This is a genomic window from Oscillibacter sp. PEA192 (genome assembly GCF_003574015.1).
Classification (GTDB): domain Bacteria; phylum Bacillota; class Clostridia; order Oscillospirales; family Oscillospiraceae; genus Oscillibacter; species Oscillibacter welbionis.
Map to the genome: position 1 here is coordinate 827,260 of NZ_AP018532.1, position 12,210 is coordinate 839,469.

Genomic DNA, 12,210 nt, shown 5'->3' on the forward strand with positions numbered 1-12,210 from the left:
TTGATCTTACATCCCAGCAGCCGATATGACCGGTATCTGCCCGATATTCCCGCTGCGGGGCGGATGGAGCTGGTGTTCACGGACCGGGAGGGGCCGGAGGAGCGCTGGCTGGCAGCCGGCGGCGATGCGGAGGCTTTGGTGGCCGCACCGGTGACGCCGGTGACAGAGGAACTGATCGCCCGGATGCCGCATCTCAAGCTGATCCACAGCGACGGGGTGGGCTACGACCGGATTGACCTGGCGGCGGCCCGGGAGGGGGGCATCTATGTGTGCAACTGCGCCGGGTGCAACGCAGGCCCCGTGGCGGAGCTGGCGGTGACGCTGATGAGCATGCTGCTGCACCGGACGCTGTGGGGAGACCGGATGGTGCGGGCCGGGCAGCAGCATGAGGCGGTGAACGAGCTGGCAGCCCATGTGCCGGAAGATCTGTCCACCTGCCGGGTGGGGCTGGTGGGCTTCGGCGCCATCGGCCAGGCTACGGCGCAGCGGCTGCGGGCCAACGGCAGCGAGGTGTTTTACTACGCCCGGCACCGGCAGGATCCGGCTGTGGAGGAGGCGTACGGCGCCCGGTATCTGCCCCTGTACGAGCTGGCGGAGACCTGTGACATCATCAGCCTCCATCTGCCCGCCACGCCGGAGAGCACCCACCTGCTGGACCGGGCGTTCTTCGGCCGGATGCGGCCGGGGAGCTATCTGGTGAACACCGCTCGGGGCGCGGTGATCGACGATGCGGCCCTGTGCGAGGCTATCCGCTCCGGCCGTCTGGCGGGGGCGGCGCTGGACGCCTATGACCCGGAGCCTGTGACGGCGGAGCACCCGCTGGTGCGGCTGGCGGCGGAGTGCCCGGACCGGCTGATCCTCTGCCCCCACCAGGGCGGGATCAGCCATGCGGCGTTCCGGGAGGCCGCGCGGATGGTGTTTGCGGATCTGGAAAAGCTGATGGACGGCAAGCGTCCGGAACGGGTGGTCAACGGCCTGTAACTGGCGCTGATGGAGATTAAGAGGCCGGAAGAGGAGAGGCACTATGCGCGTACCAGAGCACTGCACAGCGGATGCGGGGATGTTCTTCGACGGCCATCCGGCGGAGCTGGCGCTGTATGAAGCGCTGTTCCGGCGGATGGACGGGGCGTTTCCGGAGGGAACCGTCAAGGTGCAGAAAAGCCAGATCAGCTTTTACGGCCGGCATCTGTTCGCTGCGGCATCTCTGCCGGTGCGGCGGCGGAAGGACTGGCCGAAGATGTGCCTGATGGTGACCGTTGGACTGCCGTACCGGCTGGACTCGCCCCGGGTGGTGGCGGCCTCGGAGCCGTATCCCGGCCGCTGGACCCACCATGTCTTGGTGACAGAGGCGGACCAGATCGACGAAGAGCTGATGGGCTGGCTGCGGGAGGCATGGGACTTTGCGGAGAGCAAGCGATGAGATACACACGGGAAGAGCTGGCGGAGGCCCGGCGATCCATCGACTCCACCCTGCGCAAGTGTGAGAAGGCGCTGGAGAAGCTGCGACCGGGCACGTCGCCCCACACGCTGACGGTACGGCGCATCCGGGCGTTCCGGATCGCCTTGGCGCTGATCGACCGGGAGATGGACGGGACGGAGATTCCCGGTCCGGAAGGGAAGGAGGACCTATGAGCCACTATGCCTACGGATACTGCGGGATGCCCTGCGCCCTCTGTACCCGCTGCCGGACAGAGGGAAGCAGCCGGTGTCCCGGCTGCTCCTGCGACGGATACTACACCGTGCCCTGCAAGGTCCACCGCTGCGTCCGGGAAAAGGGACTGGACCACTGCGGACAGTGCGGGGACTTCCCCTGCCCGAAGCTGGGGAAGATGGGGGATTTCCGGGACCTGGATACGGGCCGCGTGAAGGAGCGGACCTGCCGGGCCGTGGCGGCGGAGGGCCTGCCCGCCTGGCTGGCGGAGTATGAGGAAAAGGCGGACCTGCTGACGGTGGCGCTGGAGCGGTACAACAACGGCAGGATGAAGCGGTATCTCTGCGAGCTGTTCCTGCAGCAGGACCTGGACACCCTGCGGCGGATCATGGCCCGGGCGGAGGCATTGGAAGGAGCGGATTCCAAGGAGCTGGGCCGGGCCTTCCAGGCGCTGGTGGGGGAGATGCTGGAATCGTGAGCGGGGCGCTGAACAGAAAAAAAGCCACCGGAGCAAATGCTCCGGTGGCTTTGATGTTCGCTTATTCCAGCTCGAAGGCACCAGTGTACAGCTGATAGTACAGTCCGTGCTGGCGGATCAGATCGTCGTGGTCGCCCCGCTCCACGATCCGGCCGTGGTCCAGCACCATGATGGCGTTGGAGTTGCGGACGGTGGAGAGCCGGTGGGCGATGACGAACACCGTCCGGCCATACATCAGGGAGTCCATGCCCTGCTGAACGATGGCCTCCGTCCGGGTGTCGATAGAGCTGGTGGCCTCATCCAGGATCATCACCGGCGGGTCTGCCACGGCTGCCCGGGCAATGGCCAGCAGCTGCCGCTGGCCTTGGGACAGATTGGCGCCGTTGCCGGTGAGCATGGTGTCGTACCCCTGGGGCAGGCGGCGGATGAAGTCGTCGGCATTGGCCAGGGCGGCGGCCGCCTCCACCTCTTCATCCGTGGCATCCAGATTGCCGTAGCGGATGTTCTCCCGGACGGTGCCGGTGAAGAGGTTGGTGTCCTGCAGCACGATGCCCAGGCTGCGCCGCAGGTCCGGCTTGCGGATGTTGTTGATGGAGATGCCGTCGTAACGGATCTTGCCGTCGGCAATGTCGTAGAACCGGTTGATCAGGTTGGTGATGGTGGTCTTGCCGGCGCCGGTGGCACCCACGAAGGCCAGCTTCTGGCCAGGCTTGGCAAAGAGGCTGATGTCGTGGAGGATGGTCTTGCCCTCCTCATAGGCGAAGTCCACATGGTCGAACCGCACGTCGCCGGAGAGCTTGATGAGGTAGTAGTCCTCGCTCTCGACATTCCGGACCGGGCCCAGGATGGGGCGGTAGAAGGCCTTGCCGTGCTCCTGGTATTTCCAGGCCCAGGCCTCGTCTTTTCCAGCCTCGGGGGCCTTCAGCTCCGTGAAGGAGCCGTCCGCCTCTTCCCGCACAGGGACCATCACCATGTCAGTGCTGTGGGGGACCCTCCAGGCCCAGAGGTTGGTGCGCTTCTCGGACTCCTCCAGTTGGTGGCCCTCTTTGTCATAGGACACGTTTACCAGCGTCACAGTGCCGTGGTCCTCCTCCGGCTCCTCGTCCATCAGGGCGAAGATCCGCTCCGCGCCGGCCAGGGCCATGATGATGGAGTTGAACTGCTGGGAGATCTGGTTGATGGGGTTGGAAAAGCTCTTGGACAGCTGCAGGAAGCTGGCAATAACGCCCAGGGTGATGGTGGTGTCCACCCCGCTGAGGGCCAGAGCGCCGCCCACCATAGCCACGATCACGTACTGGACATTGCCGATGTTCACCATGATAGGCATCAGGATGCTGGCGTAGGTGTGGGCTTTGTCCGCGCTGTGGAACATTTCGTCGTTGACCCGGTCAAAGCCGTCCTGGGCCTCCTGCTCATGGCAGAAGACCTTGACCACTTTCTGACCGTTGATCATCTCCTCGATATAACCGTTGAGGGCGCCCAGGGTGCTCTGCTGGCGGAGGAAATAGCGGCCGCTGCGGCCGGCCAGGAACCGTGTCACCACCAGGGCGAAGCAGACGCACACCAGGACCACAACCGTGAGCAGGGCGTTGGTGAACAGCATACCCAGGAAGGTGACCAGGATGGTCATAGAGGAGTTGATGACCTGGGGGATGCTCTGGGCGAACATCTGCCGCAGGGTGTCCACATCGTTGGTGTAGACGCTCATCACGTCGCCGTGGGCGTGGGTGTCAAAATACTTGATAGGCAGGGTCTGCATGTGGCCGAACAGGTCGTCCCGAATGGTTTTCTGTACGCCCTGGGACACCACGATCATGTTCCGGTTATAGGCGTAAGCGCACAGGGCACCCACCAGGAACAGGCAACCCATCATCACCAGGGCCCGCACCAGGCCGGAAAAGTCTGGATCCGCCGCACCCAGCAGGGGGGTGATATAGTCGTCGATCAGACTGCCCAGAAACAGAGAGCCCGCCACGTTGGCGATGGCACTGACCAGAATGCACACCAGAACAATGATGAAGCGGGCCTTGTACCCCCGTTTGATATAGCCCATCAGGCGGCCGACAATGTGCCGGCGATGGCCGGGCGCCTTGGCGCCGCTGCGGATCTGCTTACTGCTCATTGTCACTGCCTCCTTTCATTTGGGACTCATAGGTCTCGCGGTAGATATCACAGGTTTTCAGCAATTCGTCGTGGGTACCCATGGCCACGATCTGTCCGCCGTCCATCACCAGGATCTTGTCGGCGTCCTCGATGGAGGAGACCCGCTGGGCGATGATGAACTTGGTGGTATCCGGGATCTCCTCCAGAAACGCTTTGCGGATCAGGGCGTCGGTCTTGGTGTCCACGGCGGAGGTGGAGTCGTCCAGGATCAGGATCTTGGGGTGCTTCAGCAGGGCCCGGGCGATGCAAAGCCGCTGCTTCTGCCCGCCGGAGACGTTGGAGCCGCCCTGCTCGATATAGGTGTCGTACTTGTCGGGGAACTCCTGGATAAAGGAGTCCGCCTGGGCCAGCTGGCACATCCGGACCATCTCCTCGTCAGTGGCGTCCTTTTTGCCCCAGCGGAGATTATCCTTGATGGTGCCGGAGAACAGCACGTTCTTCTGCAGCACCATGGCCACCTGGTCCCGCAGGGCGTCCATATCGTAGTCCCGGACGTCCGCGCCGCCCACCAGGACGCGGCCCTCAGTGGCGTCGTACAGACGGGGGATCAGCTGGACCAGGGTGGTCTTGGAGGTGCCGGTGCCGCCCAGGATACCTACGGTCTCACCGGACTTCACCGTGAGGTTCACGTTCTTCAGGCACTCCTTGCTGGGGTCCTTGGCGTAGGAGAAGCTGACGTTCTCAAACACCACGGAGCCGTCCTTGACCTCTTCGATGGGCTGGGAGCCGTTCTTCAGATCGCTCTCCTCGTTCAGGATCTCTGTGATCCGCTCTGCGGAGGCCCGGGCCATGATGATCATAGTCAGTACCATGGAGAGCATCATCAGGCTCATCAGCATCATCATGATGTAGCTGAACATACTGGTCAGCTGGCCGGTGGTCATGCTGCCGCCCACGATCAGGTTGGCGCCGATCCAGGACACGGAGATCATGCAGGCATACACACAGATCTGCATCAGAGGCATATTGAAGGCCAGGATGCGCTCCGCCTTGGAGAAGTCCATGTAGATCTCCTGGGAGACCTTGCCGAACTTCTCTACTTCATGGTCCTCCCGAACAAAGGACTTCACCACCCGGATGCCCAGCAGGTTCTCCTGCACCACGTTGTTCAGGTGGTCATAGCGCTTGAAGACCCGTTCAAAAATGGGGTGGGCCCTGGTCATGATGAGCGCCAGGCCGATGCCCAGGATCGGGATGACCACCAGGAAGATCAGTGCCAGCTTGGGGTTGATGCGCAGGGTGAGTACCCAGGCGCAGATCAACATGATGGGGGACCGGACCGCGATACGGATGACCATCATAAAAGCCATCTGGACGTTGGTCACGTCTGTGGTCAGGCGGGTGATGATGCCGCTGGTGGAGAACTTGTCAATGTTGGCAAAGGAGAACTTCTGGACATTCCGATACATCTCCCGCCGCAGATTCCGCGCGAAGCCCGTAGAGGCCTTGGCGCCGAAACGGCCGGACAGTCCGCCGCAGATCAGCGCCAGAACAGCCATTCCCACCACGGTGAGGCCGTAGGCGGCAATATGGTGCATGCTGCCGGCCTTGACCCCCTCGTCCAGCAGCTTGCCGGTCATCAGGGGGATCAACACGTCAAACGCCACTTCGCCGATGACGAAGATGGGCGTCAGGATGGTGGCTGGCCAGAACTCCTGAATACAGCTGGCCAGGCTCCTTTTTTTCTTCATAGAATACCTCCTTGTGTCTTTGCTGTGCCGGGGGGAAGCGATTGAGCCGCTTCCCGGCGGGGCCCGGTTGGTCAAATGAGATTTTGCTTCAGCTTTTCCGCGATGGCCAGGAACTGGTCAATCTCCTCCTGAGAGATGCCTCTGGTCAGCGTCGCCTCTGTGGCGGCGATCCGCCGCTCTGCCTCCTGATTCAGCGCCTGCGCCCGGAGTGTGGGCGTGATCCGCTTCATCCGGGCGTCCCTGACCCCCATAGAGCGCTGGACGAGGCCCTCGTCCTCCAGCCGCTTCAGCAGCCGGGAGGCGGTGGAGCTGCGGATGCAGAGGGCGCGCTCCAGATCCTTTTGATAGATTTCCCGGCCCTGGCTGTGGCAGAGATAACCGATCAAAACGCCCTCGATCTCCGTCAGCATGCTCTGGGGATGGTCGGCAGGCCCCCAAAGCCGTCTGCGCAGGAGATTGGACAGTGCCTTGATCTCATACCCGACGTACCGCTCATGCTGCATGGAAACACCTCCTCCAACTGAACAGGATTATATTTTAGTTAGCAAACTAGCAAATGTCAAGAAGCAATCTGCCAAAATTTCTACGGGTCTTCCTTTAAAATTCGGCAGGCACCGAAAGAGAAGGAGGCGCCCCACACCGAAGGGCGGGGCGCCTCTGAAAAAACGGGTTGGAGGCTGCTGTTCAGCGGCCGCCCCGGGGGCGGTCCGGCAGGAAACAGAGGCAACCGGCCTGACGGCTGGCGTTCAGGTCGATGAGCCGCTGGTTGGAGCTGCCCCGGAACCGGAGGGTCAGGTCCTTCAGCTCCTCTACGAAGCGGCCGTCCACCAGCACATCCAACAGGGAGAGCATCTCGTCTGTCACCTCGCAGCGGGGATGAGTGCCGTCCGAGGTAAGCTCCTCATAGGTGAAGCCGGAGAAGCCCCAGATGGTCTTGTCCGGATACATCTGCCGGACCCGCCGGAGAAAGGGCACCAGGGCCCGCTGGTTCTCCGGTTCAAAGGGCTCGCCCCCCAGCAGTGTCAGGCCGTTGATGTAGACAGGGGAGAGCAGGGAGAGCAAATAATCCTCCGTCTCGGTGGTAAAGGGCTGGCCGTAGCAGAAGTCCCAGGTTTGGGGCTGAAAGCAGTTCTTGCAGTGATTGGTGCAGCCGGAGACGAACAGGGTGACCCGCACTCCCTCGCCATTGGCAATGTCGCAGTTTTTGATCTCACCGTAGTACATGACAGCCCTCCTGCTATTCCTCAAAATGGGCGCCCGCAGGCGCCCATTTGAGTTTGATCGTTTTTCCCGGGGACATGCGCCTCGGGAAAAACACCGCTCAGTTTGTAAGTGTGCGAGCGAAGCGAGTGCGCGCACAAACTGCAATCTCTTCGTTCAAAAGGCTTTGCCTTTTGAACGAAATATTTTACAGGTGCAGCACCCGGTCCCGGATCTCCTGAGTCCGGCCCTGGTTCCAGAACTGGGTTCCGATGTAGCCGCAGGTCCGGCGGGCCACATTCATCTTGTCCTGGTCTGTGTTGCCGCACTGGGGGCACTTCCAGATCAGCTTGCCGTTCTCCTCCGCGATCTGGATCTCGCCGTCCCAGCCGCACACCTGGCAATAGTCGGACTTGGTGTTCAGTTCGGCGTAGATGATGTTTTCATAGATGAACTTCATCACCTGGAGCACCGCCTCCAGGTTGTTCTGCATGTCCGGCACCTCCACGTAGCTGATGGCGCCGCCGGGAGACAGGGCCTGGAACTGGGCCTCAAACTTCAGCTTGTCGAAAGCGTTGATATCTTCTGTCACATGGACGTGGTAGCTGTTGGTGATGTAGCTCTTGTCAGTGACGCCCTCGATGATGCCGAAGCGGCGCTGCAGGCTCTTGGCAAATTTATAGGTGGTGGACTCCAGAGGCGTACCGTAGAGGGAGAAATCGATATCGCTCTCCTCCTTCCACTTCCTGCAGGCGTCGTTCATGTACTGCATCACCTGCAGGGCGAAGGGGGTGGCGGAGGGGTCCGTATGGCTCTTGCCGGTCATGTACTTCACGCACTCGTAGAGGCCGGCGTAGCCCAGGGAGATGGTGGAGTAGCCGTGGTAGAGCAGCTTGTCGATGGTCTCGCCCTTCTTCAGCCGGGCGCAGGCGCCGTACTGCCACAGAATCGGGGCCACGTCGGAGAGAGTGCCCTTCAGCCGATTGTGCCGGCACATCAGGGCACGGTGGCACAGCTCCAGGCGTTCGTCAAAGATCTTCCAGAACTTGTCCAGGTCGCCGCCGGAGGACAGGGCCACATCGGGCAGATTGATGGTCACCACGCCCTGATTGAAGCGGCCGTAGTACTTGTGCTTGCCAGGCTCATAATTGCCGGCGTTTGCGATGTTGCCGATGCCGGCATCTGTGAAGCGGTCCGGCGTCAGGAAGGAGCGGCAGCCCATGCAGGTATACACATCGCCCTTCAGCTCCAGCATTTTCTTGGCAGAGATGTAGTCGGGCACCATCCGGCGGGCGGTGCACTTGGCCGCCAGCTTGGTCAGGTAATAATAGGGGGAATCCTCGTGGACGTTATCCTCCTCCAGCACATAGATCAGCTTGGGGAAGGCGGGAGTGATCCACACGCCCTTTTCGTTCTTCACGCCCTGGTAGCGCTGCTCCAGGGTTTCCTCAATGATGAGGGCCAGATCCTTTTTCTCCTGCTCATTCTTGGCCTCACCCAGGTACATGAACACCGTCACGAAGGGGGCCTGGCCATTGGTGGTCAGCAGGGTCAGCACTTGGTACTGGATGGTCTGGACGCCGCGGCGGACCTCATCCCGCAGACGGGTCTCCACCAGCTCCTCGATCTTCTCCCGGGTGGGCCGGATGCCCAGGGCCTCCATCTCCTGCTCCACCAGCCGGCGGATCTTCTTCCGGCTCACATCCACGAAGGGGGCCAGGTGGGCCAGGGAGATAGACTGCCCGCCGTACTGGTTGGAAGCCACCTGAGCGATGATCTGAGTGGCAATGTTGCAGGCGGTGGAGAAGCTGTGGGGCCGCTCGATCAGGGTGTCCGTGATGACGGTGCCGTTCTGAAGCATATCCTCCAGATTCACCAGGTCACAGTTGTGCATGTGCTGGGCGTAGTAGTCCGAGTCATGGAAGTGGATGATGCCCTCCCGATGGGCCTCCACGATGTCGGCGGGCAGCAGCAGCCGCTCGCTCAGGTCCCGGGAGACCTCGCCGGCCATGTAGTCCCGCTGGGTGGAGTTCACCACCGGGTTCTTGTTGGAGTTCTCCTGCTTGGCCTCCTCGTTGCAGCACTCGATGAGGCTGAGGATCTTCTCGTCGGTGGTATTGCTCTTGCGGACCAGAGAGCGGACATAGCGGTAGGTGATGTAGTTCTTGGCCACCTCATAGGCCCCGTGAGCCATGATCTGGGACTCCACCAGGTCCTGAATCTCCTCCACAGAGGGGGAGCGGTTCATCTTCTGACAGCTGAGTTCCACGGACTCCGCGATCCGCTGGATCTGGACCGGGGTCATCCGGGCGTCCTCCTCGATAGTGTTGTTGGCCTTGGTGATGGCGGCGATGATCTTCGTGATGTCGAAGATGACCTCCGTGCCGTTCCGCTTCATGACTTTCATGGGACTCTCCGCCTCTCTTGTAGAATCAATCTCAATTGTAATATATCTAGTAAGCATTGTTATCATACCACACTAGATATGGGATGAAAAGTTGCATTTACCATAGTGTCTTCCAAAATTCGGCGAGGAAATTTGTGCGTTCCGGAGAAAAGCTGTCGATGCGGAAAAACCGCCCCGTGCGGCAGGGCGCGGAGCGGTCGGGATCCGGAGAACAGTCAGGTCAGCTCTGTGTATTTGGCGGCGCTGCCCCGGGCCTTTTCCACCGGGTACTTGGCGGCGTTCTGATCCACCTTGGCGTTCAGGATCTCATCCAGATCCAGGCCGCACACATCGGCCATCAGGACGCAGTAGCTCAGCACATCCGCCAGCTCCTCCCGGATGCGGCCCAGCTTGTCCCGGCATTCCAGGTCCGCGCCGCTCCACTGGAATATCTCCAGCAGCTCCGCCGCCTCCAGGGACAGGGAGATGGCCAGGTCCTTGGGGGTGTGGAACTGCCGCCACTCCCGGTCGTCCCGGAACTGGATCACCCGACGGATCGTCTCATCCCGCAGCATGGATGTCAACTCCTTTTCCATAAAATCAGCATTCACTCCGCCCGGACAGCCCAGCGCAGCTTGGTGGAGTGGGCCCGGGGGTTCCGGCGGCACTCCTGGGGAGAGGGGCGGGTGACCTCCTGGGCGATGTCGCTGTACAGCCCATCCCGGTACTGCTGGCGGAAGGCCTGCTTCACCAGCCGGTCCTCGCCGGAGTGGAAGGTGAGGATGGCCGCCCGCCCGCCGGGCTTCAGCACATGGGGGAGCTTTTCCAGAAAGGCGTACAGCACCTCGAACTCACTGTTCACGTCGATCCGCAGCGCCTGGAAGGTCCGCTGACAGGACTTCTTCACCGCCTCCTTCCGCTCCCCGGCGGGGAGGAAAGACAGCGCCCCCTCAATGAGGGCGTACAGCTGGCGGGTGGTATCCACAGTGCCGCCCCGGCGGAACACCTGAATGACGGCCTTTGCGATGCGGTCCGCGTAGGGCTCGTCGGAATTTTCCACCAGCAGGTTCTCCAGCTCCTCCTGGTCCAGCTGCCGCAGCCGCTCCGCCGCGGTGACGCCGGAGGAGGGGTCCAGCCGCAGGTCCAGGGGACCGTCCTGCTTGAAGGTAAAGCCCCGGGTCGGGTCGTCGATCTGCATGGAGGAGACGCCTAAATCCGCCAGCACGAAGTCGAAGAGCACGCCGGGGGCCACCTGGTCCACGTCGGCGAAATTCCGATGCTGGATGGTGAGGAGCTCCGGCCCGAAGCCCGCAGATGCCAGCCGGGCGCGGGTCTTTTCCATCTCGATGGGGTCCACGTCCGTGGCATATAGGTGTCCTTGCCCCTGAAGCTGTGCCAGCATCCGGCGGGTGTGGCCGCCGTAGCCCAGCGTGGCGTCGTAGCCGGTCTGGCCCGGCTGGATCTGAAGGACCTCCAGGATCTCGTCTACCAGAATGGGGATGTGCATCCCTGCCGGGGTCTTGCCGCTCTCGATGATCTTTTCTACATCAGAGCGGTAGTTCTCCGGGTCATGCTCTTTGTACTTCTCCTGAAAGGTGCGGGGGTGGGTGCCCTTGTACCGGGGGCGGCGCTTGTGCTCCTGCTCCATGGGATCAACTCCTTCTCTGAACCGCTATCATATCACAGCCGCAGCCAAAAGAAAAGTCCCGCCGCATTGACAGAGCGGCGGGGACCGGATACAATAGACATTCAGCAAGGAGGCAGATTTTTATGGTAACTTTGGCACAGCGCATTGAGGAGCTGCGGACCGCCAGGGGCCTGAGCCGTCCGGCTCTTGCCGCCGCCCTGGGCTTCCCCCGCACGGCGATTGAAAAGTTTGAGACGGGCCGCCAGACCCCCACCCAGGACCAGCAGAACAAGCTGGCGTCCTACTTCGGCGTGTCCCTCTTCTATCTCCGGGGAGAGACCAACGACACCACCCAGATGTCCGACTGGATGGACGGGGCGTTTCTGGACGAGCCCGCCCCGGTTCCGGCCCCCAGGCGGGCGGCAGTGAAGCCGGCGGTGGCGGCGTCCTCCGGCGGGGAGGGCGGCACCATGTTCGACGCGTTCCTCACCAGCAAGAAATTCCAGGAGGCACTGCGCACCGCGGTGCTGGATACTCTCCGCACGCCGGAGGGCCAGGAGCTCCTGACCAAGGCCATCCGGAAAGAGCTGGCGAATCGGCAGAAGTGATGTGCGGCGGCGAAAGGGGCGGGGGATCGTGATCTCCCATCCTGTGTGTGCTCCGGGTGTATGGGGGAGGCGAAATGCGGCCGGAGGGAAAATCCGCGGAACGTTTGCCAACATCCGCTGCGCATAATACCATACAGAAATCAGGAGGGAACTGACGGATACAGACTGGGGGGCAGGCTCAGATGAAGAATGTTCTGTATATAATCAAAGTGGTGGCACTGGCCTGTGCGGCCGGAGTGATTATGACGATCCTGGGGGCTTTTCCGCCTCTGTCGTTCCTGTATAACTGGCTTGTGGGCCACGGCCTGCAAAATGTATGGGTTGGACTGATGGCCGGTGTCATCGCCATCTGCGTGTCCCTGTACAATATGCACCACGCGAAAAAGAAACGGAAGTGAGCGATTTG

At 61.9% G+C, this 12,210-nt stretch carries 13 protein-coding genes; 6 read left to right on the top strand and 7 right to left on the bottom strand.

Annotated elements, in window-relative coordinates; translation table 11 throughout:
• From DN611_RS03960 to DN611_RS03975, 4 genes are read left to right on the top strand one after another with little or no spacing between them, the layout of a single operon-like run.
• Positions 1–981 (top strand): 2-hydroxyacid dehydrogenase, encoded by a 981-nt coding sequence (locus tag DN611_RS03960; RefSeq protein WP_145985061.1) that lies wholly within the window; start codon positions 1–3, stop codon positions 979–981.
• A 43-nt stretch (positions 982–1,024) separates the two neighbouring features.
• Positions 1,025–1,420, top strand: coding sequence for a DUF5655 domain-containing protein (locus tag DN611_RS03965; RefSeq protein WP_119310703.1), 396 nt, complete (start codon positions 1,025–1,027; stop codon positions 1,418–1,420).
• Entirely contained in the window at positions 1,417–1,632 is a 216-nt protein-coding gene (locus DN611_RS03970) for a hypothetical protein (protein WP_021748619.1), read from the top strand. Before DN611_RS03965 ends, DN611_RS03970 begins: the two co-directional genes overlap by 4 nt.
• A complete protein-coding gene (locus tag DN611_RS03975) occupies positions 1,629–2,129 on the top strand; it encodes a DUF3795 domain-containing protein (protein WP_119310704.1) in 501 nt (166 codons plus the stop codon). Before DN611_RS03970 ends, DN611_RS03975 begins: the two co-directional genes overlap by 4 nt.
• A 61-nt stretch (positions 2,130–2,190) precedes the next feature.
• Here DN611_RS03975 and DN611_RS03980 read toward each other — a convergent pair whose 3' ends face one another.
• The 7 genes from DN611_RS03980 to rsmH form a co-directional block, all read right to left on the bottom strand.
• A complete protein-coding gene (locus DN611_RS03980; protein ID WP_021748617.1) occupies positions 2,191–4,251 on the bottom strand; it encodes an ABC transporter ATP-binding protein in 2,061 nt (686 codons plus the stop codon).
• Positions 4,241–5,983 (bottom strand): ABC transporter ATP-binding protein, encoded by a 1,743-nt coding sequence (locus DN611_RS03985; RefSeq protein ID WP_119310705.1) that lies wholly within the window; start codon positions 5,981–5,983, stop codon positions 4,241–4,243. The genes DN611_RS03980 and DN611_RS03985 overlap by 11 nt, the downstream gene beginning before the upstream one ends.
• 71 nt (positions 5,984–6,054) lie before the next feature.
• Complete coding sequence (locus DN611_RS03990) at positions 6,055–6,486, bottom strand: MarR family winged helix-turn-helix transcriptional regulator (protein WP_021748615.1); 432 nt, start codon at positions 6,484–6,486, stop codon at positions 6,055–6,057.
• Between the two features lie 181 nt (positions 6,487–6,667).
• Positions 6,668–7,207 carry an anaerobic ribonucleoside-triphosphate reductase activating protein gene (gene nrdG / locus DN611_RS03995; protein WP_021748614.1) on the bottom strand — a complete coding sequence of 180 codons (540 nt, stop codon included), beginning with the start codon at positions 7,205–7,207 and terminating at the stop codon, positions 6,668–6,670.
• Positions 7,208–7,391: 184 nt separating this feature from the next.
• On the bottom strand, positions 7,392–9,590 hold the full coding sequence (nrdD, locus tag DN611_RS04000; RefSeq protein ID WP_036628056.1) for an anaerobic ribonucleoside-triphosphate reductase: 2,199 nt from the start codon (positions 9,588–9,590) through the stop codon (positions 7,392–7,394).
• 215 nt (positions 9,591–9,805) lie between these two features.
• Entirely contained in the window at positions 9,806–10,144 is a 339-nt protein-coding gene (locus DN611_RS04005; RefSeq protein ID WP_036628054.1) for a nucleotide pyrophosphohydrolase, read from the bottom strand.
• A 32-nt stretch (positions 10,145–10,176) separates the two neighbouring features.
• The gene (gene rsmH / locus DN611_RS04010; protein WP_119310706.1) at positions 10,177–11,217 is read right to left on the bottom strand and encodes a 16S rRNA (cytosine(1402)-N(4))-methyltransferase RsmH; all 1,041 of its coding nucleotides are present in this window, start codon (positions 11,215–11,217) and stop codon (positions 10,177–10,179) included.
• 122 nt (positions 11,218–11,339) lie between these two features.
• On the opposite strand from rsmH, the gene DN611_RS04015 reads away from it, so the two are divergent.
• Both DN611_RS04015 and DN611_RS04020 read left to right on the top strand, forming a co-directional pair.
• Positions 11,340–11,804 carry a helix-turn-helix domain-containing protein gene (locus DN611_RS04015; RefSeq protein WP_021748609.1) on the top strand — a complete coding sequence of 155 codons (465 nt, stop codon included), beginning with the start codon at positions 11,340–11,342 and terminating at the stop codon, positions 11,802–11,804.
• Positions 11,805–11,986: 182 nt separating this feature from the next.
• Positions 11,987–12,202 carry a hypothetical protein gene (locus DN611_RS04020; protein ID WP_021748608.1) on the top strand — a complete coding sequence of 72 codons (216 nt, stop codon included), beginning with the start codon at positions 11,987–11,989 and terminating at the stop codon, positions 12,200–12,202.
• Positions 12,203–12,210 lie beyond the last annotated feature (8 nt).